The organism is Streptomyces sp. NPDC091282, assembly GCF_044757385.1.
GTDB lineage: Bacteria > Actinomycetota > Actinomycetes > Streptomycetales > Streptomycetaceae > Streptomyces > Streptomyces gramineus.
Genome location: NZ_JBIVUX010000012.1, coordinates 160,060 through 184,926, shown reverse-complemented (window position 1 = coordinate 184,926; position 24,867 = coordinate 160,060). Strand labels below are relative to the sequence as shown.

At 72.3% G+C, this 24,867-nt stretch carries 19 protein-coding genes; 11 read left to right on the top strand and 8 right to left on the bottom strand.

Annotated elements, in window-relative coordinates:
* Window positions 1-59: 59 nt before the first annotated feature.
* Entirely contained in the window at window positions 60-1,301 is a 1,242-nt protein-coding gene (locus ACIQOE_RS38540) for an ROK family transcriptional regulator (protein ID WP_351324941.1), read from the bottom strand.
* A gap of 319 nt (window positions 1,302-1,620) precedes the next feature.
* Between ACIQOE_RS38540 and ACIQOE_RS38535 the strand changes: the two genes are divergently transcribed.
* From ACIQOE_RS38535 to ACIQOE_RS38510, 6 genes are all read left to right on the top strand, one after another.
* Window positions 1,621-3,435 carry a peptide ABC transporter substrate-binding protein gene (locus ACIQOE_RS38535; RefSeq protein WP_365563881.1) on the top strand — a complete coding sequence of 605 codons (1,815 nt, stop codon included), beginning with the start codon at window positions 1,621-1,623 and terminating at the stop codon, window positions 3,433-3,435.
* A gap of 168 nt (window positions 3,436-3,603) precedes the next feature.
* Window positions 3,604-4,563, top strand: coding sequence for an ABC transporter permease (locus ACIQOE_RS38530; RefSeq protein ID WP_351324938.1), 960 nt, complete (start codon window positions 3,604-3,606; stop codon window positions 4,561-4,563).
* The gene (locus ACIQOE_RS38525; protein ID WP_351324936.1) at window positions 4,560-5,459 is read left to right on the top strand and encodes an ABC transporter permease; all 900 of its coding nucleotides are present in this window, start codon (window positions 4,560-4,562) and stop codon (window positions 5,457-5,459) included. The genes ACIQOE_RS38530 and ACIQOE_RS38525 overlap by 4 nt, the downstream gene beginning before the upstream one ends.
* Complete coding sequence (locus ACIQOE_RS38520) at window positions 5,456-7,222, top strand: dipeptide ABC transporter ATP-binding protein (protein WP_401416685.1); 1,767 nt, start codon at window positions 5,456-5,458, stop codon at window positions 7,220-7,222. Before ACIQOE_RS38525 ends, ACIQOE_RS38520 begins: the two co-directional genes overlap by 4 nt.
* Before the next feature lie 41 nt (window positions 7,223-7,263).
* Window positions 7,264-8,202 carry an ROK family protein gene (locus tag ACIQOE_RS38515; protein ID WP_399010913.1) on the top strand — a complete coding sequence of 313 codons (939 nt, stop codon included), beginning with the start codon at window positions 7,264-7,266 and terminating at the stop codon, window positions 8,200-8,202.
* A 284-nt stretch (window positions 8,203-8,486) separates the two neighbouring features.
* Entirely contained in the window at window positions 8,487-8,816 is a 330-nt protein-coding gene (locus ACIQOE_RS38510; protein ID WP_365563887.1) for a WhiB family transcriptional regulator, read from the top strand.
* Window positions 8,817-9,151: 335 nt separating this feature from the next.
* On the opposite strand, the gene ACIQOE_RS38505 is transcribed toward ACIQOE_RS38510, so the two are convergent.
* The 3 genes from ACIQOE_RS38505 to ACIQOE_RS38495 form a co-directional block, all read right to left on the bottom strand.
* Window positions 9,152-9,520 carry a hypothetical protein gene (locus tag ACIQOE_RS38505; RefSeq protein WP_399010396.1) on the bottom strand — a complete coding sequence of 123 codons (369 nt, stop codon included), beginning with the start codon at window positions 9,518-9,520 and terminating at the stop codon, window positions 9,152-9,154.
* Window positions 9,521-9,655: 135 nt separating this feature from the next.
* Complete coding sequence (locus tag ACIQOE_RS38500) at window positions 9,656-11,182, bottom strand: CATRA conflict system CASPASE/TPR repeat-associated protein (RefSeq protein ID WP_401416683.1); 1,527 nt, start codon at window positions 11,180-11,182, stop codon at window positions 9,656-9,658.
* The gene (locus tag ACIQOE_RS38495; RefSeq protein ID WP_401416682.1) at window positions 11,179-11,508 is read right to left on the bottom strand and encodes a hypothetical protein; all 330 of its coding nucleotides are present in this window, start codon (window positions 11,506-11,508) and stop codon (window positions 11,179-11,181) included. Before ACIQOE_RS38495 ends, ACIQOE_RS38500 begins: the two co-directional genes overlap by 4 nt.
* 134 nt (window positions 11,509-11,642) lie before the next feature.
* Between ACIQOE_RS38495 and ACIQOE_RS38490 the strand changes: the two genes are divergently transcribed.
* From ACIQOE_RS38490 to ACIQOE_RS38480, 3 genes are all read left to right on the top strand, one after another.
* The gene (locus ACIQOE_RS38490; RefSeq protein WP_401416680.1) at window positions 11,643-15,206 is read left to right on the top strand and encodes a CHAT domain-containing protein; all 3,564 of its coding nucleotides are present in this window, start codon (window positions 11,643-11,645) and stop codon (window positions 15,204-15,206) included.
* Between the two features lie 167 nt (window positions 15,207-15,373).
* Window positions 15,374-16,168, top strand: coding sequence for an SDR family oxidoreductase (locus ACIQOE_RS38485; RefSeq protein ID WP_365563895.1), 795 nt, complete (start codon window positions 15,374-15,376; stop codon window positions 16,166-16,168).
* A gap of 233 nt (window positions 16,169-16,401) precedes the next feature.
* Window positions 16,402-17,256, top strand: a complete 855-nt coding sequence (locus tag ACIQOE_RS38480) for a hypothetical protein (protein WP_401416678.1) — start codon at window positions 16,402-16,404, stop codon at window positions 17,254-17,256.
* A 29-nt stretch (window positions 17,257-17,285) separates the two neighbouring features.
* Here the strand turns inward: ACIQOE_RS38480 and ACIQOE_RS38475 are convergent, their stop codons facing one another.
* The gene (locus tag ACIQOE_RS38475) at window positions 17,286-17,930 is read right to left on the bottom strand and encodes a response regulator (RefSeq protein WP_401416709.1); all 645 of its coding nucleotides are present in this window, start codon (window positions 17,928-17,930) and stop codon (window positions 17,286-17,288) included.
* A 65-nt stretch (window positions 17,931-17,995) separates the two neighbouring features.
* On the bottom strand, window positions 17,996-19,342 hold the full coding sequence (locus tag ACIQOE_RS38470) for a sensor domain-containing protein (protein ID WP_401416676.1): 1,347 nt from the start codon (window positions 19,340-19,342) through the stop codon (window positions 17,996-17,998).
* A gap of 170 nt (window positions 19,343-19,512) precedes the next feature.
* Here ACIQOE_RS38470 and ACIQOE_RS38465 point away from each other — a divergent pair, with 170 nt between their 5' ends.
* On the top strand, window positions 19,513-20,622 hold the full coding sequence (locus ACIQOE_RS38465; RefSeq protein WP_401416675.1) for a PP2C family protein-serine/threonine phosphatase: 1,110 nt from the start codon (window positions 19,513-19,515) through the stop codon (window positions 20,620-20,622).
* A gap of 62 nt (window positions 20,623-20,684) precedes the next feature.
* On the opposite strand, the gene ACIQOE_RS38460 is transcribed toward ACIQOE_RS38465, so the two are convergent.
* Window positions 20,685-21,569: a helix-turn-helix transcriptional regulator gene (locus ACIQOE_RS38460; protein WP_365563904.1), complete on the bottom strand. Its 885-nt coding sequence runs from the start codon at window positions 21,567-21,569 to the stop codon at window positions 20,685-20,687.
* 187 nt (window positions 21,570-21,756) lie between these two features.
* Here ACIQOE_RS38460 and ACIQOE_RS38455 point away from each other — a divergent pair, with 187 nt between their 5' ends.
* A complete protein-coding gene (locus ACIQOE_RS38455) occupies window positions 21,757-22,545 on the top strand; it encodes an SDR family oxidoreductase (protein WP_351324921.1) in 789 nt (262 codons plus the stop codon).
* A 13-nt stretch (window positions 22,546-22,558) separates the two neighbouring features.
* Here the strand turns inward: ACIQOE_RS38455 and ACIQOE_RS38450 are convergent, their stop codons facing one another.
* On the bottom strand, window positions 22,559-24,724 hold the full coding sequence (locus ACIQOE_RS38450) for a SpoIIE family protein phosphatase (RefSeq protein ID WP_401416674.1): 2,166 nt from the start codon (window positions 24,722-24,724) through the stop codon (window positions 22,559-22,561).
* Window positions 24,725-24,867: the final 143 nt, after the last annotated feature.

The window sequence follows — 24,867 nt, the reverse complement described above, 5'->3', positions numbered from 1 at the left end:
GCGGAGTGGGTGGTGCTGCGGGGCGCACGTCCGTGTGACGTGGCGGTCTGTGCGGGAGGTCAGCCCTTCCTCGGGGCCGCGACGGTGTGGAACCGGTCCGTGCCGTCGCCCGCGGTGTCGCCCAGCGCGCGGGCCAGGGCGCGCTGGAGGGCGAAGAGTCCGGCGCCGACGAGGCCCGCGTCGGCGCCGAGGATGGCCCGCTCGATGGTCAGGTGCTCGGTGGCCAGCGGGTGGCAGCTCTCGTAGAGCTGGCTGCGGACCGCGGCGACGAACGGCTCCAGGGTGGAGAGGATGCCGCCGAGGTAGACGGCGTCCGGGTTGAAGAAGTTCACGTTGGCGGCGAGCACCCGGCCGAGGTGGTCGCCGGCCCGGCGGACGGCGCGGGTGGCCTCCGGGTCGGCGTCGGTGGCGAGCTGGACCACGTCCTCGGTGCTGGCGACGTCCACCCCGCGTTCGTGCAGGATCCGGACGAGCGCGGCGCCGGACGCCACGGTCTCCAGGCAGCCGGTGTTGCCGCAGGAGCAGGGGATGTCCGCGCCGCTCTCGATACGGATGTGGGTGATGTCGCCGGCCGCTCCGGTCGCGCCCCGGTAGAGGTTCCCGTCGATGATGACGCCGGCGCCGATCGCCGTACCGATCTTGACCGTGATCGTGCGGCGGTGCTCGGCGGGCCGGACGCTCTGCTCGCCGACGGCCATGCAGTTGGCGTCGTTGTCCACGACGGCCGGGACACCGAAGCGCTCCTCCAGCCAGGCGGCCACCGGGAAGCGGTTCCAGCCGGGCATCCGGGACGGCAGGACGACGGCACCGGCGGCCACGTCCACCGGTCCCGGCAGCGAGAGCCCGACGCCCCGGAGCCGGTCGCGTCCGCGCTGCTGCGCGAGGGCCTCCAGGTGCTCGGCGAGTCTCGGCAGCGCCGCCTCGGGGCCGTCGGCCACCTCGAAGGGCACGTTGGCCACGTCGCGGACTCCGTTGCCCGGCAGCACCACACCGATCCGGGCGTGCCGGCCGCCGAGGTCCGCGGCCACGGCGTACTCGTCGGTGCTGCCGGCCCTGAGCACCCTGCGGGGACGGCCCCCGGTCGAGGACTGCGTGCCCTCCTCGGCGATGAGCCCGCGCTCGACCAGCTCGGCCACCGTCAGGGAGATGGTGGAAGGCGCCGTGCCGAGGAGCTGGGCGAGTTCGGCGCGGGACGACGCCTGCCCCGACGCGACGAGTTCGAGGACACGCGTGGCGAGGGCGGCGCCCTTCGGGTTCACGCCCTTGGTGCTCTTGCGGTCCCGTGCACTTATTTCAGTCATGTACGAAGTAACTTCCGCAGTGATGGGTGTGCCGGAGACAGTACGCCCGTTCCGGCACGTGGGGAACGGTTCCGTGGCGAGATCCGCGAACACTGACGCACTGCCAATCCGGTGCAAATCGGCACAAAGGCGTCGCCAAGTGCTCTCGCGGTGGGCGGTTCTGGCTTTTTTCGATATCGCAGTAACTTATTTGTTATTCGTTCTTGTTTGTTTGTTCGGCGCGTCCGTCGTTGACTGTCGCCATACGCAGCGCCGACCCCGCGGCGCCGGTTTGGGTCCTCCCATGACGTTTGCGGGTCCTTTCACTCTGAGGAGAGCCATGTTCCTTGCTCCCACGGCCGCCGGCCGCCGCTGGGCCCTCGTCGCGGGTGCCGCCGTCATCACCGGCGCGCTGGTCACCGGTTGCTCCGGCGGCGGTACCTCGGCGTCCGGCCCGGCGTCGTCGGACACGATCAACTACGCGCTTCCGGCGAACTTCACGCCGAACTGGATCCTCCCGATCGGCACCGCCGCGCACCTCAACACCAACAACGCCTCCATCTCCCAGGCCGTCTGGGAGCCGCTGATCGCGTACGACGGCTCCACCGGCAAGGTCGGCTGGAACAAGGACAACTCGCTGGCCTCCGAAGCCAAGTTCGCCGCGGACAGCAAGAGCGTGACGATCACCCTCGGGCAGCGCCACTGGAGCGACGGCAAGCCGATCACCTCCCGCGACGTCGAGTTCTGGTTCAACCTCGTCAAGGCGAACAAGGCCGACTGGGCCAGCTACAGCCCGGGCAAGGCGCCGGACAACTGGACGTCCTTCAAGACGGTCGACGACACGCACTTCACGATCACCTTCGACAAGGCCTACAACCAGCAGTGGATGCTCGCCAACGAGCTGAGCATGATCCGCACGATCCCGCAGCACGCCTGGGACAAGACCAGCGACTCGGGCGCCGTCTCCGACCTGGACCGCACCGCCGCCGGCGCCAAGCAGGTCTGGACGTACCTCAACAACGCCGCCAAGAAGATATCCGGCTACGCGAGCGACCCGCTGTGGAAGACGGTCAGCGGCCCGTACACCATCAAGTCGTTCTCCACCGCAGGCCGGGTCGAACTCACCGCCAACGCCAAGTACGACGGCGGCGGCAAGGCCAACATCAAGAACGTCAACCTGCTGCCGTTCACCACCACCGAGGCCGAGGAGAACGCCCTCCGCGCCGGCACCGTCGACTACGGCTACATCAACGCCTCCGACCTCGGCCAGGAGGCGTCCTTCAAGGCCAAGGGCTACTCGGTGAAGCCGTGGAGCGGCTGGGCCATCACCTACATGCCGTACAACTTCAACAACCCGTCCATGGGACCGGTGTTCAAGCAGCTGTACGCCCGTCAGGCCATCCAGATGTCGGTGGACCAGACCACCCTCTCCAAGGTGGTCTTCAACGGCAGCGCCGTCTCCACCTACGGGCCGATCCCGCAGGGCCAGGAGTCGTCCTTCGTCTCGGCCGACCAGAAGAACAACCCGTACCCGTTCGACACCGCCAAGGCCAAGAAGCTGCTCACCGACCACGGCTGGACCGAGCAGGGCGGCACCATGGTGTGCAACGAGCCCGGCACCGGCGCCAACCAGTGCGGCGCGGGCGTCGACAAGGGCACCAAGTTCGAGATGCAGGTGCTGTCCCAGTCCGGCTCGACCGTGACCGACAACATGATGAGCGCCCTCCAGTCGTCGTTCGCGAAGACCGGCATCAAGTTCGGCATCAAGACCGCTCCGGTCAACTCCGTGCTCTCGCAGGCCGGTCAGTGCAAGTCCGGCGACGCCAACTGCTCCTGGCAGCTGTCCTTCTTCGGCACCGCGGGCAGCTGGTACTTCCCCGCCTACCCGAGCGGTGACTCGCTCTTCGCCACCGGCGGCGGCTCCAACTTCGGCAGCTACTCCAACCCCGCCGTCGACAAGCTGATCACCGAGACCACCACCTCCTCCTCGGACGAGGCGGTGCAGAACTACAGCGCCGCACTCGCCAAGGACCTCCCCGTGATCTGGCTGCCGGAGCCCGACTACCAGATCTCCGTGGTCCGCAACGGCCTCGGCGGCTTCGCCCAGGACTCCCTCGCCAACTTCCACCCCGCCATGTGGAAGTGGACCAAGTAGGCCCGGTCGGTGCCCGCGCGGGCCGACGGCGGCCGGCCCCACGGCCGGCCGCCCGAGGCCCGCGCGCACCCCTCGCGCACCCGCGCCGCACCGACGTCCACGTCGTGGTGACGCCCCTGTCCAGGTGACGCCCGCGCGCGTCACGGAGACGAAGCGACCGGAAAACACATGAGCACTCCCTCGTACCTGATCAGACGCGTCCTCCAGGCCGTCGCGGTGATCGTCATCGTGACGATCGTCGTCTTCGGCCTGCTGCACGCGCTCCCCGGAGGCCCCGCCCGCGGGATCCTCGGCCCCCAGGCCACCGCGCAGCAGATCGCGAGCTTCAACCACGAACAGGGCCTCGACAAGTCCCTGCCCGTGCAGTACTTCCACTACCTCGGCCAGCTTCTGCACGGTGATCTCGGCACCTCCTACACCCTCAACGAGCCGGTCTCCCAGCTCATCGGCGAACGGCTGCCGAAGACCCTGGTCCTCACCCTGCTGTCGGCCGTCGTCGGCCTCGTCCTCGCGATCCCGCTGGGCATGTGGCAGGCCGTGCGCCGCAACAAGGCCACGGACTACGTCATCACCACGCTCAGCTTCATCGCCTACTCCACGCCCGTGTACTTCCTCGGACTGATCCTGGTGCTGGTCTTCAGCCAGGAACTGGCGTGGTTCCCCTCGCAGGCACCGCAGGGGGAGACCGTGGGGCAGGTGTTCTCCGACCCGCAGGGCCTGGTGCTGCCGGTGTTCGCCGGCGCGGCCTCCATGATCGCCGTGTTCAGCAGGTACATGCGCGCGGCCACCCTGGAGAACCTCTCCGAGGACTACGTCCGCACGGCCAGGGCGGGCGGCTCCCGCTCCCGCGCCATCCTCGCGCGGCATGTGTTCCGCAACTCGCTGACCCCCGTGGTGGCCATGCTCGGCTACTACATCCCCGTCCTCTTCGGCGGCGCGCTCGTCGTCGAGCAGCTGTTCAACTACCCCGGGATGGGGCTGCTGTTCTGGACGGCGGCACAGTCCTCCGACTATCCGGTCCTGCTCGGCTGCGTCCTGGTGATCGCCGTCGCGACCGTGACCGGCACGCTGCTCGCCGACATCGTCCAGCGGATCATCGACCCCCGAGTGAAGGCAGGCCGGGCATGAGCGCCGTCATCCAGCCGGACGCGGTCCCGACGAAGGCCGCCGAGCCGCGCGAGGCCACCGGCACCCGCCTGGCCGTCCGCCGCTTCCTGCGCAACAGACTGGCCGTCGTCGGCCTCGCCGTCGTGGTCCTCTTCTTCCTGTTCTGCTTCGTCGGTCCGCTGGTGTACTCCACCGACCAGACCCACACCCTGCTCGAACAGGTCAACCTCGCGCCCAGCGGCGCCCACTGGCTCGGCACCGACGCCGTCGGCCACGACGAGCTGGGCCGGCTCATGTACGGCGGCAAGGTCTCGCTGATCGTCGGCCTCGCCGCGGGCGTCCTCGCCACCTGCATCGGCACGCTGTGGGGCGCCGCCGCCGGTTACGCGGGCGGCTGGATCGACGCCCTGATGATGCGCATCGTCGACGCCGGCATCGCGATCCCCGCCCTGTTCATCCTGCTGGTGGTCTCCGCCATCACCACACCTGGCCTCGCCGGACTCGTCCTCATCCTCGGCCTGGTGTCCTGGCTGGTGCCCTCCCGGCTGGTCCGCGCCGAGACCCTGACGCTGAAGAACCGGGACTACGTGCTGACCCTGCGCGCCATCGGCGGCACGCACGCCCGCGCGATCCTGCGGCACATCCTGCCGAACTCGGTCTCCACCGTCATCGTCGCCGCCACCTTCCAGGTCGCCGACGCCATCCTGCTGGTCGCCTACGTCTCCTACCTGGGCATGGGCGTACGACCGCCGCAGACCGACTGGGGCGGCATGCTCTCCGCAGGCCTCACCGCCGCCTACTCCGGCTACTGGTGGCTGATCCTGCCGCCCGGCCTGGCCATCATCCTGGTGGTGTGGGCGTTCAACGCGATCGGGGACGGACTCCGCGACGCATTCGATGTGAGGGGACGCGGATGAACGCCACCACCGACGGCTCCGCCGCCCGCACCACGGCGGCCGAACCGATCCTCGAACTCGACGGCCTCGGCGTCGTCTTCACCACCGAGACCGGCGACGTGCCCGCGGTCAAGGGCGTGTCCCTCCAGGTCCGGCCCGGCGAGACGCTCGCCCTCGTCGGCGAGTCCGGCTCCGGCAAGTCGACCATCGCGCTCGCCGCGATGGGCCTGCTCACCGGGAACGCCCGCGCCACCGGCAGCGCCGTCATCGCCGGCACCCAGGTCGTCGGCACCTCGGAGAACGGCCTCGCGGCACTGCGCGGCAAGACCGTCTCCATGGTGTTCCAGGAGCCGGCCACCGCGCTCGACCCGCTCACCCGCATCGGCAAGCAGATCGCCGAAGTGATCCGCAACCACCGCGAGGTCAGCGCCAAGGACGCGGCCGCCGAGGCCGTCGACCTGCTGCGCCGGGTCGGCATCCCCGAGCCGGAGCGGCGCGCCCGCGCCTACCCGTTCCAGCTCTCCGGCGGACAGCGCCAGCGCGTCGTCATCGCCATGGCCATTGCCAACGAGCCCCGCCTGCTCATCGCCGACGAGCCCACCACCGCCCTCGACGTCACCGTGCAGGCCGAGATCCTCGACCTGCTGCGCAGGCTCGCCGCCGAGACCGGCACCGGCGTGCTCCTCGTCACCCACAACATGGGCGTAGTCGCGGACTTCGCGGACCGCGTCGCCGTCATGTACCAGGGCGAGATCGTGGAGACCGGGGCGGTCGAGGACGTCCTGCTGCGGCCCACCCACGACTACACCCGGCGGCTGCTGGCCGCCGTACCGCGCCTGTCGGTCGCCGAGCCGGCCCCCGACGGAGACCGCACGGCGAAGACCGGGCCGGTCGTCGCGCGCGGTACGGAGACCGAACCCGCGGGCGCATCCGCCGAGTCCGGCGAACCCGTCGTCGAACTGCGGGACATCAGCGTGGTGTTCGGCCGCGGCAGGACCGCCGTGCACGCCCTCGACGGAGTCTCCTTCCGGGTCGGCCCGGGACAGACCCTCGGACTGGTCGGCGAGTCCGGGTCCGGCAAGTCGACCGCCGCCCGGGTCGCGCTCGGCCTGATCCCGCCCACCTCCGGCACCGTCTCCCTGTTCGGCGCCGACCTCGGCCGCACCCGGGCCCGGGCCCGCCGTGCGCTGCGGGCCGGCATCGGTGTCGTCCTCCAGGACCCGGTGGCCTCCCTCGACGCCCGCATGACCATCGCCGAGTGCATCGCCGAACCGCTGCGGATCCACCGCCGCGACCTCACCGCCAAGGACCGCCAGGCCAGGATCGCCGACGTCCTCGACCAGGTGCGGCTGCCCCGCGAGGTCGCCCGCCGCGCACCCCGCGAACTCTCCGGCGGACAGCGCCAGCGGGTCAGCCTGGCCCGCGCCCTGGTGCTCGAACCCCGGCTGCTGGTCGCGGACGAACCCACCAGCGCGCTCGACGTGAGCGTGCAGGAAGCGGTCCTGGAAGTGATCACCGAACTCCAGGGCGACCTCGGCTTCGCCTGCCTCTTCGTCTCCCACGACCTCGCCGTCGTACAGCACTTCGCCCAGCACGTCGTCGTGATGCGCGCCGGCCGGATCGAGGAACAGGGCTCCACCGGGACGACCCTGCTCCATCCCGAGACCGACTACACCCGCCGGCTGCTGGCCGCCGTGCCGGTGCCCGACCCGGTCGTGCAGCGGGGCCGCAGAGCCGAGCGCCTGGCCGCCCTCGCGGCCGGCCGTACGGAGGCCCAGGCGTGACCCGACCCCTTCTCTCCCCCCACACCCCGCAGGACCACGCGATGCACACCTCCCTCCGGCCGCTGTTCGCCGGTATCGACATCGGCGGCACCACCACCCAGGTGGTGGTCTGCTCGGACGACCTGACGGTCCTCGACCGGGCGGAGACGGCCACCCCGGCCCGGGAGGGCGGCGCGGCCATGGTCGGCGCCGCGCTCGACGCCCTCGCCCCGCTGCTGGCCCGCACCCCGGGCCACCTGGTCGGTGCCGGGATCGGCGCCGCCGGGGTGGTGGACTCCGCAGGCGGCCGCATCCTGGTCGCCAGCGACTCCTTCCACGGCTGGGCCGGCTTCGCCGTCACCGCCGCCGTCGAGGACGCCCTCGGCGTCCCCGCCTACCTGGACAACGACGTCAACGCCTTCCTCTACGGAGAGGTGAACGGCGGCGCGGTCCGCGACGAGACCGACGTGCTCGGCATGACCCTGGGCACCGGCGTCGGCGGCGCCCTGTGGACCAACGGCGCTCTGTACGCGGGCCCGCACGGCGCGGCCGGCGAGATCGGGCACATCCCCGGCTTCGGCGACCTGCCCTGCTCCTGCGGCGGCCGGGGCCACCTGGAGACGCTGGCCTCCGGCCGCTCCATCGCCGCGCGGTACGCCGACCGCACCGGCCAGGAACGCACCGCCCGCGAGGTCGCCGAGGCCGCGGCGGACGGTGACGAGGACGCCCGCGCCGTCTACCGCGCCGCGGGCGAGGGCATCGCCCGCGCGATCGTGATCACGGCCGGCGTCGCCGACATCACGACGGTCGTCGTCGGCGGTGGCGTCGCCGGGGCCTGGCCCCTGCTGGAACCGTTCATCCAGTCCGCCCTCGCCGCGGACCCGCCGGTCAGCGGTCACCCCGTACGGCTGGTACGCGCCGCGCTGTCCTCCGACGCCGTCCCGGTCGGCGCCGCGGCCCGCGTCCGAGGCGAACTGGGCACGATGTCGGGAACGATGTGACAAGGAGGCCGTCATCCGGAGCTCCGCGCCCCTGATCCTTCCCGGATGACGGCCTCACCCCCCGGCGCCGCCTCGACTCCGGACGAACGCCCGCTCCCGACGCCTCGTCCGGCTGTGCGTTCGGATACCAGAACCGGTAGGGCTGTCGTCAAGTCCGCGTTCCCTCGTAGGGGTTGCTGCCGGGCCGGGACGTGCCGTGTGCCGTCGGTCTGCCGTAGCGTTCACGGCACTGGGTCTGCCATGGGGAGCGCGGCGGGCCGTGACGGGGAGAGGACGGCATCGAGGTGGTCGGGGACCATGAGGAGTGGGCTGCGCGGGCGGCCTGCCGGACGGCTGATCCGGACGAACTGTTCGTCGAGGGAGCGGCACAGAACGCGGCGAAGGCCGTGTGCAACGGCTGCCCCGTACGCACCGAGTGCCTGGCGTTCGCCCTCGACCGCCGTATCGAGTACGGCATCTGGGGCGGCGCGACCGAGCGGGAACGGCGCGCACTCCTGCGACGCCGGCCGACCGTGACCTCCTGGCGACTGCTGCTGGAGACCGCGCGCGCGGAGCACGGCCGCCAGGACACGGAGCACCGGCCGCCGGGGGAGAGTTCGCTGCGGACGGGCTGACAGGTCGTTTCGCAGCGAGGACCGTGGGGGGCGAGCCGGCGGCGGAACTCCGCTTCGAGTTGGTCGAGTTGACGCGTCGGCGGTCGGGTTCCGATGCCCCGGGCGGTCTGATCCTGCACAGCGCCCTGGGGGCTGCGGTCGGACTCGTAGCCGGTCGTCCAGGGATCGCTGGGCCGGCGGCGGATGCAGAGCGGGCCGCAGGCCGGGCCGAGTGAGTTCGGTGGGAGTGGGCCACCCAAGGCCCCCGGACCTGGCGTGCGCCGGTCGCGGATCGGTGCACGGGGCCCTTTCGGATCGGAGGGCCTTGGGTGGACGTCGTTCGGCCTCCCGGGACGTCAGTTGAAGTGCACGTGCAGTTGGCGCATGAGTTCGGCCACCACCGCGAAGGCGATCAGCGGAGGCGCCGCGGCGAAGAGCATCTGCACCGTCGCGTCGTCGCGTGTCGCCCACAGGCACCAGGCCACCGCCGCGGCGGTGCCGATCGCGATGAGGACCCACGAAGCCGCCGTGCTCCGACGGTCCACGATGGCCGCGGCGACGCCCAGACCCCCGCCCACCATCAGCCCCATCACGAGTACGGCGTGAGCCCAATCCGGAGCCGACACGACGTTCGCCAGAGGTGTTTCGACCCTCAGTTGCCGATAGGTCACCGCCATGCCACCCAGATAGACCGCGATCAGTGTGGCAAGGCTGAGACCTCTCACGACCTGCCCCAGTGTGCCCCGTTCTCCAGCCATGAATCCCCCGATGTCGTACCGTCCTATATTTCGGTGCCTGTGGTGTGCCCTTGTCGACAGCGGGGCAAACTACGCACCGCCCCGACCTTCCGGCAGCGGATTTCAGCCACGGGAGCGCCGCAGGACGAGGCGCCGTACGCCCACTCCCACGGCGAGTCCGAGAGCGACCACGAGCCAGGTCAGCGCGGTCCGCGGGGCATGGTGGGTGACCGCCGGCGCCGTGGCGGAGATCAGCCACCCGGTGCTGGCTCCGGCGGCGGCGAACGCCACGGCGTCGGCCCGTCCGCCGAACGAACCCAGCAGGGCCGCTTCCGAGCGGGGAAGTGCCAGGGCGGGCAGGACCAGGGCGAAGCAGGCGAGGAAGGTGATGAGCGCCGGCTGCACCGGACCCGGCAGGCGAAGGGCGTACCCGAGGCTCTGGACCGCCGTCAGCGCCATCAGGAGGGCGCCGAGCACGGACGTCTGCATCAGCGTGAGGCGATCACGCCGTGCCTGGTGCAGACGGTCCGCCGCGGCTTCGCCCTGGCGCGCCGTCTCGGCGAGCTGTTCGCCGGCGATGCCGTACGACCTGCTCAATGTGCGCGACTGGGCCTGGGCCCAGCGCAGTTCGCGCAGTTCCTGATCCAGGAGCGCCCCGACGTGGGTCGCGTCCCTCGTCAGGTTCTCCTCGCACGCCTCCAGCCCCACGTCCAGTTGTCTGAGACGGAAGGCGGCCTCCGTCATCGCCCCCTGAGAGGCTCCGAGCGAGGCAAGGGCCTCGTCCAGACGCGGCAGCCGCGCCGCCGAGTCCGCGCCGAGCTGCCGCCGCGGCGACAACAGCGCGGAGACGGCGCGCCGGCGTTCCGCCGATCCGTTCGACAGCGCGTTCAGGCGGGACAGCTGTCCGCGCAGCAGATCGCGCTGGTGACGGGCGCGTGCGGCGTGCAGCAGGTACCGGGTGGCCGGTGCCGCGCCCGGTACGTCGCCCTGCCAGGCCCAGTGGCTCAGCTCCGCGTCGTCGGCGTGCGCCGCCAGGGCCAGCAGTCGCCGGTGCCTCGGTCCCGCGCCGGGTCCGGCGGGCAGTTCCCAGAGCCGGACACCTCCTCGGGCACCCGCGACGTACGGTGCCGGATCGGTCCAGTGGTGCGTGAGACCACCCGCGACAGGCGGCAGTGGAAGGGCCAGGTCGCGCAGGGCGCCCGAGGCGGCTCTGCTCAACGCGGTGGCCGAGAGGTTGCCGAGCAGCAGCTCCGCGCCGCCCAGCAGCCCGGAGGATTCATGCGGCGGGTCCCCGGCCGCGGAGTGCCAGGCCGTCAGCAGGTCGTCCCATCCGGTTCCGGAGTCGTTCGGGGCGAGCAGTGCGGAGACGGCCACCATGTCGTGGTATCCAGTGACGAGCAGCATGCGGTAGGCGCCCGCCGCGGAGTCCTGACGCGCCGCCAGGAGGGTGGGGACGGCGGGGAGTCCGTCCGGGGAGAGGTCCGGCAGGGTGTCGCTCCAGACCGGAACCGGCTGTGTGAGCCCGAGTGTGCGGCCCGCTTCCCAACGGCGTTCCAGAAGCTCGCGGGCGGGACCGGACGCGGTGACGGCTTCGGCGGTGAGGAACAGGTGCGTCACCAGCGCCGCACGGTCGATCGGCGGCCGGGTCATGAGGCGGGTGGTTCGTCCGGCGGGGGTTCGGCGAGCGTCCGCAGGATGTCGGTGGCCACGCTCGGCAGGTCCTGACCGGTAGGTGTCTCGTCCGCCGGCGGGGGCAGCCGGCCGTCGGGACGCAACGTCGGCGCGAGAAGCGCCACCCCCTGCAGGGCGCGGCCGAACTCCTCTCCGTCGTCGGCGGCCAGTGCCGCCCGCAAGGCGCTCAGGCAGCCGCCCAACCGCTCGGAGCGATCGCCCGGGAGATGCCGCTCAGGGCTCTGCCCGGCGATCTGCGTCAGGTACTCCCGTGCCGCGTCGCGCTGGCTGTCCGTCACGCTCACTCGGACTCCGTCCGCTCGTCGTGTCCTCACCCTGATACATGGCGTCCGGCGGCGGCGGGTAATCGTCAAATTGGCCGCATTCCGGCGGCTGTTGGGGATACCTGCCGAATGACGGGGTGCGGTGGGAAGTGACCGTGAGCGAGAGTATTTCGGCTATCGACATCGTGACCCGCGGTGTCCGTCGCGCGCTGCGGCACGGCGACACCTCCGCGGTGTTCGAGCGACCGGTGGTACAGGCCGCCGCCGAGCTGTCGGGCCAACGGGAGCCCGGCGTCGACGTGTTGATGGCACTCAACTTCTACCACCGCGTCAGGGCCTCGGTGCCGGTGAACATCTGGAAGAGCCGGGACGTCACCGGGGCGCGGGAGACGGCCCGGCATCTCCTGCGCATCTCCGTGGACGCCGGACATCCGGGGTTCCTGGACCAGGAGACCGCCTACGCCCGTGTCCTGCTCGACCTCGGCGCGATGACCGACGAGGACGCCGCCGACCGGGTACGGCTGGTCATGGGCGGCCTGCTCGACCGGTTCGCGGATCACCCCGTCGACATCACCGACCTGACCCGTGCCGTCGCACTCGGCCGCCGGTGGCGCGAGACCGGCGGCGTGGCCGTCGAGACGCTGCTGACCCTCGCCGAGTGCCTGCGCCGGCGATTCGAGGCCACCGGCTCGGCCGACGACCTCGGCGAGGCCGTCGAGACCGCCGAAACGGCCCGCGGGATCGCCGCGGACGGCGGTGGGAGCGTGCCGTTCGCTGCGGACCTGCTCCTGGGCACCTTGTACGTGCTGCGCCACCAGGCGCACGGAGCCGTGCCCGGGGATCTGACCGCCGCACGCGCCTGCCTGCGGTCCGCGCTGGAGACCGGCGCGACCGCGGACGAGCGGTTCGAGGCGGTGAACATGCTGGCGATCGCGCTGCAGTTGACGTTCAGGGCATCCCGTGAGCTGTCACATCTGTACGAAGCGGAGTCCATGCTGGAGCGGTACGCGCGCATCGCCGAGTCGCAGCCGCGGGCCGCATCGCATCGGGTGCTGCTGACGGGCAACCTGGGCCTGATCCGGCTGCTGATGGCCGAGCACACCGGCTCCGCCGAGGGCGCCGCGGCCGCCGTGGCACTGCTGCGCTCCGCCTTGGCCCTGAACCCGGACGATCCCGCCGTCCGCGCCCGCCTGACCACCCAGCTCGCGAACGCCGAGCGCACCGCGGCGGTCCTGCAAGGTGTCGCGCCCGATGACGTCACACTCGACCGCACGGTGGACCGTGCGCGCGGCGGGGTGCGGGACCAGAACGTGCCCGGCGCGGCCACGGCCGTGCAGCCAGGGGCCGCGCACCTCCACCTGAGCCAGGCTCTCACCCAACGCTATGTAGCGCGTGGCGACCTCGCCGATCTGGAGGAGGCCGAGGAGACCATGGCGGAGGCGCTCGGGCGCACCCCCGAATCGAACCGCTCGTATCCGCTCTACCTGATGGCGCGCGCCGTCCTCGCCACCGTGCGCTACCTCTACGCCGAGACCGACGAGGCCGACGAGGACGACGAGGACGAGGTCGACGAGGACGCCGACGGCGCGGCCTTCCCCGAGGAGAGCGCGCGCGTGGCCGCGCTGGACCGGGGTATCGACGATCTCCGTGAGGCCGTACGGCGGTTGCCCGACGGCGCTCCCGACTCCGACATCTTCCTCAGCAACCTCGCTCGCGCGCTGCAACTGCGTTTCCAGGAGGACCTGTCGCGCTCCGAGATCCTTACGGAGGCCATCGCATGCGCCGAGGAGGCCGTCGCCCTCGGCGGCGAACGGGCCTCCGCGATCGGCGCACTGGTCAACCTGGCCCTGCTCAGGGTCCTGATGGTGGATCAGGTCAGGAACCCGTGGGTGACGGCTCCGGTCGGCCTCGAAGAGGCACTGGCCGCCGCTTACGACGCGGTGCGATCGGCACGGGAGGCAACCCCCGACGACCACCCGGCGGTCGCCAACATCGAACACATCAAGGGCCAGTTGTACGCATGGACCCACCTGTCCGACGGAGACCCCGGCACCCTGGACCGGGCCCTGACGGCGTACTGGTCGTCGGCGTCCGCGAAGACCGGCCCCCTGCTGATCCGGACCGTCGCCGCCCAGGACGGCGGCGAACTGGCCGCGCGCCACGGCCGGTGGGAGAAGGCCGCGGACCTCTACGACCTCGCGGTGAGACTCCTCGAGCCGCTGACCGAGCCGTCCCTGCTCGGCTGGGAGAGCAGAGCGGACCAACTGGAGCGGTTCACCGGGATCGCCCGGCGCGCCTGCGCCGCCCACCTGCGGTGCGGCCGGCTCGAAGCCGCCCTCCAGACCCTGGACCGCGGCCGAGGAGTCCTGCTCGCCCCCGCCTGGAACCTGCCGTCGGCCGTTCAGCGGCTGTCCGCCGAGGACGCCGAAGGCTACCGGGCCCTGCTGTGGTCCTCTTTCACCGAGGACTCCCGTACGAGTGCGGACCCGGCCTCCGACGGACTCGCCCACCGGGTCCCCCTCCACAGCAGCGCCCTGGCGGAGACCGCCGTCCCCCCGAAGGACACGGAGGGCCGTACCGGCTCCGCCCAGCTCAGACGGAAGGCTCGGGACGAACGCGGAATTCTCTCCAGTCCCCTGTTCCGGCAGGCGCACCCGGACGTCGACCTGGCCGCGGTGAGCCGGGGAGTGGGCACGGGCGCGGCGGTGACCCTCAACGTGGCACCGGACCGTTGCGACGCCCTGGTGATCACGGCTCGCGGGGTCGAGGCGATACCGCTGCCGGAGCTGTCCGCGGACGACGCCTCCGAGCAGGCCTACCGGCTGTTCGAAGCCCTGCGGACGCGGGATCCCGGCGCCGTGGACGTCTCCTACGAGATCGCCGAGTGGCTCTGGGACGCTGTGGTGGGGCCGGTCCTCGACCACCTGCACGCCTCGCCGGGCGCGGACACCCCCACCGCGCTCCTGCCCCGCGTCTGGTGGATCCCCACGGGGCCGCTGTGTCTGCTGCCGGTGCACGCGGCCGGGTACCACCGGCAGCCGGGACGTCCGCGTACCGCGCTGGACCGGGTCGTGTCGTCCTACTCGGCCACCCTGCGCGCCCTGGCCCGTGACCTGCCCCGCGTGACACGGCCCGTCGGCTCCGCCCTGCTGGTCGCTCCGGCGCGGGCCGGCGGACTCGGACCCGCTGTGGTGCCCGCGCCGGTGTACGAGGGCCGGGACGCGCTCGCGCTGACGGAGGAGAACGCCGCCAGGCAGCCGGTCCTGGCCGGGCTGCCGGGCCGGGCACTGGCGCACTTCTCCTGCCACGGCCGCGCCGAGCCTGCCGCACCGGAACACAGCGCTCTCCACCTTGCCGACGGACCGCTGCGGTTCTTCGAGATAGCCCGGCTCGATCTGACCGAAGCCCGGCTCGCCTTCCTCGCCGCGTGCGAAACGGCCTGGCCGGGCCACCAGTTCGAGGACGAGGCGATCCATCTCGGCTCGGGCTTCCAACTCGCCGGATTTCCGCACGTGGTCGGCACCGTGTGGGAGGCCTACGAAGCGGTTGCCGCCCGTGTCACCCACGACTTCTACGAAGGGCTCGCCGCCCAGGGCGACGCCGGTTCCCCCGCCCACGCACTGCATGACGCCGTCCGCCGTGCACGCGCCGCCCAGGACGCCTCCCCGGTCGACCTGGGCCTGCTCGCCTGGGCCCCCTACATCCATCTCGGCCCCTGACCTCACGCGGCAGTCGGCCGCACGAAGAGTGACCGGGCGGTGTGTCGCCGTAGCCGGTCGGGTCCGTCCCGCTCCGGACGTCGCGCGGTGCCGCGCATCCTCGCCGAAACTGAAGGCGACGACATGCGACTGCCGCCGCCGATCCAGCCGGGTGTGGAGGAGTGGACATGCGTATCGACCTTGCAGGACGGACCGCCCTGGTCACGGGCTCGACCCAGGGCATCGGAGCCGCCATCGCCGCGGGGCTCACCGAGGCCGGAGCCGCGGTGGCGGTCAACGGCCGCGACTCCGACCGGGTGGAGCAGGCCGTCGAGGAGCTGCGGCGCAAGGTGCCGCACGGCAATGTCAGCGCGGTGCCCGCGGACGTCGCGACCGAGGAGGGCGCCCTCCAGGCTTTCGAACAGGTTCCGGACGTCGACATCCTCGTCAACAACGTCGGCATCTTCGGTTCGAAGGACGTGCTGGAGATCGACGACGCGGAGTGGCGCCACTACTTCGACGTGAACGTCTTCAGCGCGGTCCGCCTCACACGGCTGTACATGCCGCGGATGCTGAAGCAGAACTGGGGCCGGGTCCTCTACATAGCCAGCGAGTCCAGCGTGGCCGTCCCCGCGGAGATGGTGCACTACGGCACCACCAAGACGGCCATGCTCGCGCTGGGCCGCGGGTTCGCCAAGAGGGCGGCCGGAACCCGCGTGACGGTGAACTCGGTTCTCGCCGGACCGACCCACACCGAGGGCGTCGAGGAGTTCGTGTACAACCTCGTCGGCAGGGACGCGCCGTGGCACGAGGCCGAGGCCGCCTTCATGCGGCAGTTCCGCCCGCAGTCACTGCTGCAGCGGCTCATCGAGCCCGCCGAGATCGCGAACATGGTCGTCTACCTCAGCTCGGACCAGGCATCGGCGACGACCGGCGGAGCCATCCGCGTCGAGGGCGGAATCGTCGACGCGATCGTGCCGTGAAGGACGGACGACGGCAACGGGGCAGTCGGTGGGCCAGGCACCGAGATCCCGGGCAACCTGCCGCCGAAGTGAGGACGGTGTGCCGCTCGGGTGTGGCAGGCCATACCCAGGCCGGGTGGGGTACCGCAGTGATCGGTGGTCCGGGGTCCGGCATCGTGATCGGCATGACCAGGGGGCGGGCCCACCGCGTGGTTCGGGGGCGCTCCCATGCTGATCGGGGTGAAGGATTCCGCATGCGTACTGAACATGTTCCGTCACGACGGGCCGAGGCGTCCGGCCGGGCACCGGCCGTCCTTGTCGGCCTCGCCGTGCTGCTGGGCGCCGCGTTCGTCCTCGCGCCGGGCAGGCTGGCCGGGATCGGGACGCGGGGCGGCCCGTCCTCGCGGGGCGGTCTCGTCGACGGTCTGAGTCCGGCGTTCGTGTCCTACTGGGAGTCCGGGGACCGGCGGGTGCCCGCGAACCTGCAACGCCTGGTCGACTACTGGTCCCGCTTCCACGTGGTCAAAGGCGTGCTCTCCGCCGCCCTGCTGATCGTCCTCGTCGCGCTGGCCGTCCGGCTGTGGAAGTCGTTCCTGAGGCCGGGCCGGCGTGCAGGCGGGGGAGCGGCGGTGGCCGCGGTGTCCGTCAGCGTGCTCGCCCTCGTGTCGCTGGCGGCGCTGATGGCCAATGTCCAGGGCGCGATGGCTCCTTTCTCGTCGGTGACGTCGCTGCTTCCGCTCGGCGAGCCCCACGGCCGCCTCGCGGACGCGATCGGCCAGATCGAGCAGGGCCTCGCGCACTATCCGGGCACGGGCGGCAGGAACGCGCCCGCGCTGGAGGCGATGGTGGACGACTTCGGCTGGTACCACGCCGTGCTCGCCGTCCTGGCATCCGTGGTCGCCGTCGCCGTGACGGTCCTGAGCGTGCTCGCGTGGCGGAGGTTCGCCACGGCGGACCGGTCCGAGGTCCGGATCCGGCGCACGATGAGATGGTTCGGCGTCCTGTCCGTGCTGCTGGCGCTGATGGCCGCGGTCGTCGCGCTGGCCAACGCGGGCACCGCGGCGGACCCGGCGCCCGCCCTCCTGGGCTTCTATCAGGGCGGTGTGTGACGCTTCGCCAGGCCGGGAGACGGGCCGGGTCAGGAGCGGAGGTAGGCGAGGACGGCGAGGACCCGGCGGTGCTGGGTGTTGTCGGGCGGCAGGCCGAGTTTGGTGAAGACGTTGCCGATGTGCTTCTCCACCGCGCTGTTGGAGAGCGCCAGATGCCGGGCGATGGCCGTGTTGGAGTGGCCTTCGGCCATCAGGCCGAGAAGCTGCCGCTCCCGTGGGGTGAGTGCTTCCAGCGGGGCGCTGCGGCGCTGCCGGGCCAGCAGTTGCGAGACGACCTGCGGGTCGAGGACAGTGGCCCCGCGGGCGACCCGGTCCAGGGCGTCCAGGAACTCCTCGACGCGGGCGACCCGGTCCTTGAGCAGGTAGCCGACCGCGCCGGAGGCGTCCGCGAGGAGTTCGGCGGCGTACGACGCCTCGACGTACTGGCTGAACACCAGCACGGGGGTGCCGGGCAGGTGGGTGCGGGCGGTGAGCGCGGCGCGCAGGCCCTCGTCCGTGTGGGTCGGCGGCATGCGCACGTCGACGACCGACACGTCCGGGCGGTGGGTGAGGACGGCCTGCACCAGCGCCGGGCCGTCACCGACCGCGGCGACCACCTGGTGGCCGTCGTCGGTGAGCAGCCGGACCAGGCCCTCGCGCAGCAGCACCGCGTCGTCGGCCAGCACGATCCGCAGCGGTCGGCGGGCCGCGTTCTCCGGCGGTGTCCCGGCGTCCGGTCCGGGAGCCTGTTCGGTCGGTGTCAGGGGCATGGGAGTTCTCCGGTGATCGTGGTCGGGCCGCCGTCGGGGCTGACCGTCCGCAAACGGCCCCCGAGCGCGTGGAGTCTGTCGTCCAGGCCCCGCAGGCCGTGTCCCTTGGCCATGGCCGCGCCGCCCAGGCCGTCGTCGGTCACCCAGACCCGCAGGGTTCCCCGGCCGTGGCGCATGCCGATCGTGCAGTGCCGGGCGTGGCTGTGCTTGGCCACGTTGGTCAGGGCCTCGGCGACCACGAAGTAGGCGGCCGTCTCGACCGCGGGTTCCGGTCTCGGCCCGAGAGGGCCGAGGTCGAGATCGGCGGGTACGACACTGCGCGCGGCCAGCGCGGTGAGCGCGGCCGTCAGACCGCGGTCGGCGAGGACCGGCGGGGCGATGCCGCGGGAGAGGGCCCGCAGTTCCTCCAGTGTCTCCTGCGCCTGGACGAGCGCGTCGGCGAGCGCCTGCCGGGCGGTGTCCGGCCTCTTGTCGAAGTGGTGCTGGGCGCGGCCCAGTTCCATCGCGAGGCGGACCAGCCGCTGCTGCGGGCCGTCGTGGATGTCGCGTTCGAGGCGGCGCAGGGCCGCCGCCTCGGCCGTCACCGTGGCGAGGGTCTGCGCGCGGGCGGTGTCCCGCTCCGCCTCCAGGCCGCTGATCCTGCGGTGCAGTGCCGTCAGGTCGGACAGCAGGGTCCTGCCGAGGCCGGCCTGGACGGCGACGCAGACACGGGTCACCGGCGCCAGGGTGGCCAGCGCCAGGAGGCCGAGCGCGACGGCGAACGCGATCCGCTGTCCGGGAGAGGCCAGCCCCAGACTCAGCGCGATGTGGGACCGGGAACCGCCCGCGTACAGGTTCATCGGCCGCAGCGTGCCGGACGCCGGGTACGGGTTGCGCAGCGGAGCCGTGACGGCGGCCAGCCCGACGAACCACCACAGCGCCGTCACCACGGACGTGACCGCGACGACCGGAAGCACCAGCACCGTGTGCGCCACGTCCGGCCACACCCCCGCGTCGGACCCGTCGGAGGTCCGCCCCGGCCACCGGCGCACGCCCGGCGCCCCGCCGCCCCGGGGCCGCACCCGGGCGATCCGCCACCGCTCCACGTCGGCCGGCCACCGCGCCACGTCCACGGCGGCGGCCCGGACCCGAGACCCGCGCGGCGACAGCGACCCGACCGCGCCGAGACACCCCGCGCCGAGCACCAGCAACAGGCCGCACACGGCACTCACCGGCGCGGTCAGCAGGTAGTACGAGTCCAGCAGCGTACGACGTCCCAGCCGCGCCACGGACCGGCCGCCCGACCGCCACCGGTCCGCGACCACGCCCGTGACCACGGAAGACGACGGTTCAGCCATGCGCCCAGCGTAATCGCCGGCCAAAGCGGCACGGCTCGGTCCCCGGCGCCCCGGGCCCCAGGGCCCCCGCCGCACCCCGCCGGACGATCGTCCCGCGCACTCATGATGCGGGCCGTGACCGCCTGATCGTATGGTGAAGAGACAGAGAGCGGCGTGGTGAGCGGGACATCATGGCAGAGCCGACGGTCGACTACGCGGCGGTTTTCCAAGCCCTCCCCGGGGCCGTTGCGCTGGTGACTCCGCAGCTGATCTTCGCGGACGCCAACCCGGAGTTCGTGCGCCTGCGACGACTGCCCCGCGAGCAGATCATCGGCCGCTTCCTCCCCGAGGACAACCTCGAGAACAGCTCGGCCGAGCCGCTGCTGCTCAGAGTTCTGGCGTCACTGCGCCGCGCGGTGGAGACCGGTGAGCAGAGCTTCGTGGAGTTGCAGCGCCTGGAGGCGGAGGACCGCGAACACCCAGGGGTGTGGCACGAGCGGTACTTCAACGTGACCAACATCCCCGTGTTCGGAGCCGACGGCCGGGTGACGCTGCTGCTGCACCGGCTGGAGGACGTCACCGAACTGATCCGCGCCCGCGAAGTCGCCCTCACCCTGCAGGAAGCCATGCTGCCCGCGCCGCGCCCGATCGGCCGCCACCCGGCGGCCGTCCGCTACCGACCCGCCGCCGAGGCCCTCAACGTGGCAGGCGACTGGTACGACCTGGTCGAACTGCCCGGCGACCGGATCGCGGTCGCCGTCGGCGACGTCGTCGGCCACGGCCTGTCCGCGGCCGGCGTCATGGGACAGCTCCGCAGCGCCCTCACCGCCGCCTCCCTCGTCCCCGAGGGCCCCGCCCGGGCCCTGGAAGTCCTCGGGCAGTACGCACGCACGGTGGACGGCGCCGAGAACACCACCGTGGCCACGGCGTTCGTCGACTGGGAGAACGACACCATCACCTACAGCAGCGCCGGGCACCCACCCCCGGCCCTCCTGCGTCCGGACGGCCTGGTCGAGTTCCTCGACCAGGCCACCGACCCACCGCTCGCCGCCCGCCCTCAACACGGCCCCCGGACCCAGGCCGTCGCCTCCTTCCGCGCGGACGCCGTCCTGGTGCTCTACACCGACGGCCTGATCGAACGCCGCGGCGAGGACATCGACACGGGCCTCGAACGGCTCGCCGACTCCCTGGTCCGCCATCGGGCCGACCCGTGCGAAGCCCTCGCCGACGCCGTGCTCGGGGACCTCCTCCCCTCCGGTGACGCCGCCGACGACACGGCCCTGGTCGTCATCCGCCTCTGAACCGGGCCCGCGGCGGCAACGCACGGACAGCCGGCCCGCACGCCCGCCGCTGCCGGGCGGTGTCACCCTCCGTCGGAACCGGCCGTCCGAGGCTCAACGGCCCTGCCGGGGACGGGCAGTTCGTCCCAGCTGTCGAGGATCCGCAGGGACTCGGCGGTGGGGGAGTCCGGCTCGGGCATGTGGACGCAGAGCGTCTGGTTCTCGTCGCCGGGAAGCTGGAGCGATTCGTAGGAGAGATGCAGGTCGCCGACGACCGGATGCCAGTAGTGCATGGCGCCGTGGGTGCGGCGCAGCACGTGGTGGTCGTTCCACCAGGTGCTGAACTCGGCGCAGCGGACGGTCAGTTCGCCGATCAGGTCAGCCAGCCGGCGGTCCTGAGGGCAGTGGCCCGCTTCCAGGCGCAGCATGGCCACCGTCTCGCGGGCCACCTGTTCCCAGTCGGCGGCGCGTTCTCGGGCCTGGGGGTCGAGGAGGTAGTAGCGGGCGAGGTTGCGCCGGGGCACGGGCAGTGCCTCGAAGTCGGTGAGGAGGGCGCGGGCGAGGTGGTTCGAGGCGAGGACGTCGGTGCGCCGGCCGAGGACGTAGGCGGGCACGTGATCGAGGGTCTGCAGGAGCAGGTGCAGGCCCTGGCGGACCCGCTGCGGGGCGACCGGCGCCCGCCGTCCGTCCTGGCGGGCGAACAGGTCGGTGAGGTGCTGGCGCTCGGCCGCGTCCAGGCGCAGCGCGCGGGCCAGCGCGTCCACGACCTCGGGGGAGGGGTGGGTGGCCCGGCCCTGCTCCAGCCGGGTGTAGTACTCGGTGCTCACCCCGGCGAGCCGGGCGGCCTCCTCCCGCCGCAGCCCGGGGACGCGACGGGCGCGTCCGTCGGCGGGCAGCCCGGCCGCGTCGGGACCGATCCGCGCGCGGCGGGTGCGCAGGAAGTCGGCGATCTCGCTGCTGCGGTCCATACACCCAGTCTGAGCTGCGCGCACGCCGGCCGCCTCTCGCCGGGTGGCCCTGCCGGTACCTGTCCGGTCAGGGCCAGCTCCGGGCCGGGCGGACCGGTCACGGGGTGGTCTGCTGGATACACCGGGACAGGACGGCACCGCACCCGGCCCGCTCCCGCGCTCCCCGAACTCGCGGAAGGCGTGCCCCATGACCACCGAGACCTCTGCCACGAACTCCAGCAGCCCCCTGTACGGCCGGGTGGCCGTCATCACCGGCGCGTCCAGCGGCATCGGCGAGGCGTCGGCCGAACACCTGGCGATGCTGGGCGCGAAGGTCGCCGTGCTGGCCCGGCGCGCGGACCGGCTGGACGAGCTGGCCGCCCGTATCGGCAAGGACGGCGGCACCGCCCTGGCGGTCGCCGTCGACGTGACCGACGCCGCCGCGGTACAGGCCGCGGCCGACCTGGTGGAGGCGCAGCTCGGCGCCGCCGACCTGCTCCTCAACAACGCCGGCGTCATGCTCCCCGCGCCCGTCGAGGAGCTGCGCGCCGACCAGTGGCAGCGCCAGATCGACCTGAACATCTCCGGGCTGATGAACGCCATCGGCGCCTTCACCCCGCAGCTCGTACGGGCCGCGCGGGAGCGCGGGGTCGCCGACCTGATCAACACGTCGTCGAGCGCCGCGCACAACCTCTACCCGACCTTCGCCGTGTACGCCGGCACCAAGGCGTTCGTGACGCACCTGTCCAAGCACCTCCGGATGGAACTCGGCCCGAAGAAGGTGCGGGTCTGCGCGATCGAACCCGGGATCGTGGGCACCGAACTCCAGGACCATGTCACGGACACCGGTGCCAACGCGTGGCTGGAGGGGTCGAAGGACACCGTCGACTGGCTCCGGTCCGACGACATCGCGCAGATCGTCGGCTTCATCGCCTCCCGCCCGCTGCGGGTCAACCTCCCGCAGGTCTTCATCATGCCGACGGCCCAGACCAGCTGACATCACCCGGCGATCACCGTCCGGGCGGGACGTTCCCGGCCGGAGTGACGTCGGTGAGGGACTGTTCCGACCAGATGGTCTTGCCGGTCGGGTGGTACCGGGTGCCCCAGCGGCGCGAGCACTGGGCGACGAGGAAGAGTCCGCGTCCGCCCTCGTCGGTGGTGGCGGCCCTGCGGATGTGCGGGGACGTGCTGGCGGCGTCGCTGACGGCGACGATCAGCATGCGGTCGCGGATGAGCCGGAGACGGATCGGCGGGGTGCCGTAGCGGATGGCGTTGGTGACCAGTTCGCTGATGATCAGCTCCGTGCTGAACGCCAGGTCCCCCAGTCCCCACCGGTGGATCTGACGCAGGGCGTGGGCACGGGCGCCGGCCACGGCGGCGGGGTCGCACGACAGGTCCCAGGTGGCGACGTCGGCGGCGTCGAGCGAGCGGGTGCGTGCGATGAGCAGCGCCAGGTCGTCCTCGGCCGGCAGGTGAGGGGTGACCGCGCCGACGACGGCCCGGCACAGCGAGTCCGGCGAACGCGGCGACCGGGCGACGATGGCCCGCAGCCGTTCCTCCACCGTCGGGTCGGCGCCGACGGCGTCGAGGAGGCTTCGGGTGTACAGCGCGAGGACGCTGCCCCCGGCGAGTTCCAGGTCGTGGGGCTCGAAGACGGGGTCGTCCTGCCCCAGCGGCTGGTTGGACGGGAGTTCGGCGAAGCGGACCGGGCCGTCCGGATCGAGGACGAGGGGCGGCGGGTGCCCGGCGCTCGCCATGACGCAGTGGCGGGAGACCGGGTCGTAGACCGCGTACAGGCAGGTGGCGCCGATCAGCTTCTCCAGGATGGGCGCGGAACCCGTGGAGTGTTCGCGTTCGACCAGACGCGGAACCATGTCGTCGAGGCGGGCCAGTACCTCGTCGGGGGCGAGGTCCAACTGTGCGAGGGTGCGGACCGCCGAGCAGATCTGGCCCATGCAGGCGGCCGCCTCGATGCCGGTGCCGGGGATGTCGCCGACGGCGAGGGCCACGCGGGCGCCGGACAGCGGGATCACGTCGAACCAGCAGCCGCTCACCCCGGCCTGCGCGCGGGCCGGCCGGTAGTGGTGCGCGACCTCGACGGCGCTCTGGTCCGCGACGCTGCGGGGAAGCATGCTCTGCTGGAGGGTGACGGTGGCGGCGCGCTCGCCCGTGTACCTGCGGGCGTTGTCCACGCAGACGGCGGCACGGGTCGCCAGCTCCTGCACGAAGATCAGGTCGTCGGGTTCGAAGGCGTCCGGCCGGGACGCGGCACGGTACAGGTGGACCACCCCCAGGATGGTGTCCCTGGCGCGCAGGGGCACCACCATCATGGAGTGGGTCCCGCGCTCCAGCAGGGTGCGGGTCCTGGGGTCGGGAGAGCTCCGGATCCACTCGGCCTCCGCGTCGATGACGGGCAGCAACTGGGGATGTCCGGTGGCCAGGGCCTGGGCGTGCGGCGAGCTCACGGGGAACTCCTGGACCTCTCCGAGCCGCCGGAGCCCGTCGGCGATCTCCGGACGGGCGACCCTGCGCGCGGTGAGGCGGAGCGCGACCGGCCAGGCCCGCGGGGGCTGGGGCTCCTCGCCCTCGGCCACGCCGACCAGCAGGTCGATCGTCGCGAGATCGGCGACGCGCGGCACGAGTACGTCGGCGAGTTCCTGGGCCGTACGCCGGACGTCGAGTGTGGTCCCGATGCGAGTGGCCGCCGCGTCGAGCAGGGTCAGGTGCTCGCGGGACCGGTGGCGCTCGGTGATGTCGGTGATCATGTCGGTGACGCCCGAGGTGTTGCCGTCCGGGTCGGTCAGCGCGAACGACGACGTCATCCAGACGTGGTCCCTGCCGGGGTCGGCGGGCGTACGGCCGCGGACCTCCGTGCCGATGACGGGCAGGCCCGTCTCCAGGACCTTCGTGAGCCGGTTCTCGATCTCGTCGGTGTCGATGCCGGTCAGGAACTCGCCGATGCGGTGGCCGAGCAACTGGTCGTTGGGGATTCCGTGGATGCGTTCGAGTGCGGGGTTCGCCCGTACCAGGCGCAGCCGGGTGTCGAACACGGCCACGCCCATCGGCGACTGGTCGAACAGCGCGTCCAGGATGGCGCGGTCCTCGTCGAGCCGCAGCCGCCCCGTGCGTCGGCGGGACGCGCTGCTGTCCGCGGATGCCTCGTCCGGTGTCCCCATGGCATTGGCCCCGTCGTTCGGCGGTCAGCTGGTTCGGCGGGAATGCCGCTGGAACACCTCCTGCAACCGGAGCGCGGCGCAGGACGTCACGCCCATCGGCACAGCCGCCGTCGGTCGGGCCGGACCACGCCCCGGCCCACGTG

Excerpts from the sequence above, each read along its gene's own strand:
- ACIQOE_RS38540 (WP_351324941.1), bottom strand. The coding sequence starts at position 1,301 with ATGACTGAAATAAGTGCACGGGACCGCAAGAGCACCAAGGGCGTGAAC.
- ACIQOE_RS38535 (WP_365563881.1), top strand. The coding sequence starts at position 1,621 with ATGTTCCTTGCTCCCACGGCCGCCGGCCGCCGCTGGGCCCTCGTCGCG.
- ACIQOE_RS38530 (WP_351324938.1), top strand. The coding sequence starts at position 3,604 with ATGAGCACTCCCTCGTACCTGATCAGACGCGTCCTCCAGGCCGTCGCG.
- ACIQOE_RS38525 (WP_351324936.1), top strand. The coding sequence starts at position 4,560 with ATGAGCGCCGTCATCCAGCCGGACGCGGTCCCGACGAAGGCCGCCGAG.
- ACIQOE_RS38520 (WP_401416685.1), top strand. The coding sequence starts at position 5,456 with ATGAACGCCACCACCGACGGCTCCGCCGCCCGCACCACGGCGGCCGAA.
- ACIQOE_RS38515 (WP_399010913.1), top strand. The coding sequence starts at position 7,264 with ATGCACACCTCCCTCCGGCCGCTGTTCGCCGGTATCGACATCGGCGGC.
- ACIQOE_RS38500 (WP_401416683.1), bottom strand. The coding sequence starts at position 11,182 with ATGACCCGGCCGCCGATCGACCGTGCGGCGCTGGTGACGCACCTGTTC.
- ACIQOE_RS38485 (WP_365563895.1), top strand. The coding sequence starts at position 15,374 with ATGCGTATCGACCTTGCAGGACGGACCGCCCTGGTCACGGGCTCGACC.
- ACIQOE_RS38480 (WP_401416678.1), top strand. The coding sequence starts at position 16,402 with ATGCGTACTGAACATGTTCCGTCACGACGGGCCGAGGCGTCCGGCCGG.
- ACIQOE_RS38470 (WP_401416676.1), bottom strand. The coding sequence starts at position 19,342 with ATGGCTGAACCGTCGTCTTCCGTGGTCACGGGCGTGGTCGCGGACCGG.
- ACIQOE_RS38465 (WP_401416675.1), top strand. The coding sequence starts at position 19,513 with ATGGCAGAGCCGACGGTCGACTACGCGGCGGTTTTCCAAGCCCTCCCC.
- ACIQOE_RS38460 (WP_365563904.1), bottom strand. The coding sequence starts at position 21,569 with ATGGACCGCAGCAGCGAGATCGCCGACTTCCTGCGCACCCGCCGCGCG.
- ACIQOE_RS38455 (WP_351324921.1), top strand. The coding sequence starts at position 21,757 with ATGACCACCGAGACCTCTGCCACGAACTCCAGCAGCCCCCTGTACGGC.
- ACIQOE_RS38450 (WP_401416674.1), bottom strand. The coding sequence starts at position 24,724 with ATGGGGACACCGGACGAGGCATCCGCGGACAGCAGCGCGTCCCGCCGA.